The organism is Clostridium sp. AM34-11AC (genome assembly GCF_003435375.1).
Classification (GTDB): Bacteria; Bacillota; Clostridia; order Lachnospirales; family Lachnospiraceae; genus Pilosibacter; species Pilosibacter fragilis.
In genome coordinates this window covers 1-1245 of sequence record NZ_QWGL01000098.1, presented here as the reverse complement: position 1 = coordinate 1245, position 1245 = coordinate 1, and the positions used below count along the sequence as shown (strand labels likewise).

Here is a 1245-nt window from a genome sequence, read left to right as displayed (position 1 = left end):
CGAAGAAATACCATGTGGATTTTGCCTTGAAGAAGGACACCACTGCAGAGCAGCCTCGTTACCTGGTCTTTTTCAAAAGCCGGGACGCGGATGCCATCACAGCGGCATTTCAGGAGTTTGCCAGCCGGAAAATGAGCCGTGAGGAAAAGCCCTCCATCCGGGAGCGGCTGACCCAGGCGAAGGAACAGGCGGCGGAGAAAACGGAACACCGCACCATTGACCGGGAGAAAGTAAAGGTCAAAGATCGGAGCGTGCAGAGATGAACATGAAAAAACTGTTTTTGCTGAACCTTCCGTATCTTCTGTTCGTGTATCCCTTCGATAAGTTGGCACAGGCTTTCCGGCTTGCGCCCGGTGCTGACCTCTCCGGCAAGCTGCTCTCCATCGGGGACGGCTTCACGGCAGCATTTTCCTCACCGTGGCTCAGTTTCCATCCCACGGACCTGCTGATTGGCATAGCCGGTGCGGTGGTCCTTCGCATGGCGGTCTACCTGAAAGGCAAAAACGCCAAGAAATACCGCCACGGGATTGAGTATGGTTCTGCCCGCTGGGGTACGGCGGCAGATATCGCTCCCTACATGGACAAGGACTTTTTCCAGAACATCCCCATGACGCAGACGGAACGGATCACGATGGCGAGCCGCCCAAAGCAGCCGAAGTATGCCAGAAATAAAAACATTCTGGTGATTGGCGGTTCCGGCAGCGGCAAGACGCGGTTCTTCTGCAAGCCGTCGCTGCTGCAAGCTCATTCGTCCTATGTCTGCACTGATCCGAAAGGAACCTTGCTGCCGGAGATCGGCGCTTTCCTGGAACGGAAGAAATACCGTATCAAGTGCCTCAACCTGATAAACTTCCGAAAATCCATGAAATACAATCCGCTGGCTTATATCCGATCAGAGAAAGATATCTTAAAGCTGGTGAACGCCCTGATTATGAACACGAAGGGCGAAGGAGAAAAATCTTCGGAAGATTTCTGGGTCAAAGCAGAACGCCTCTATTATTCCGCACTGATCGGCTACATCTGGTATGAGGCCACGGAGGAAGAAAAGAACTTCATCACACTTCTGGACCTTATCAATGCCAGTGAAGCCAGAGAGGATGACGAAACTTATCAAAGCCCGGTGGACCTGCTTTTTTCTCAGTTGGAGGAACGGGAGCCGGACCACTTTGCTGTCAAGCAGTACCGCAAATTCAAGATGGCTGCCGGTGTTGTATGCTCTAAAAGACTTCTTAATCAAGCGGTTGG

The 1245-nt window shown here is 52.4% G+C and carries 2 protein-coding genes; both read left to right on the top strand.

Translation table 11 applies throughout. The annotated features are described in order from the left end of the window. Window positions 1–263 (top strand): PcfB family protein (locus DW826_RS17910; protein WP_147327187.1); only part of this gene is annotated, 263 nt, incomplete at its 5' end. Further along, on the top strand, window positions 260–1245 hold a 986-nt coding region (locus DW826_RS17905; protein ID WP_147327186.1), incomplete at its 3' end, for a type IV secretory system conjugative DNA transfer family protein. The genes DW826_RS17910 and DW826_RS17905, both read left to right, overlap by 4 nt.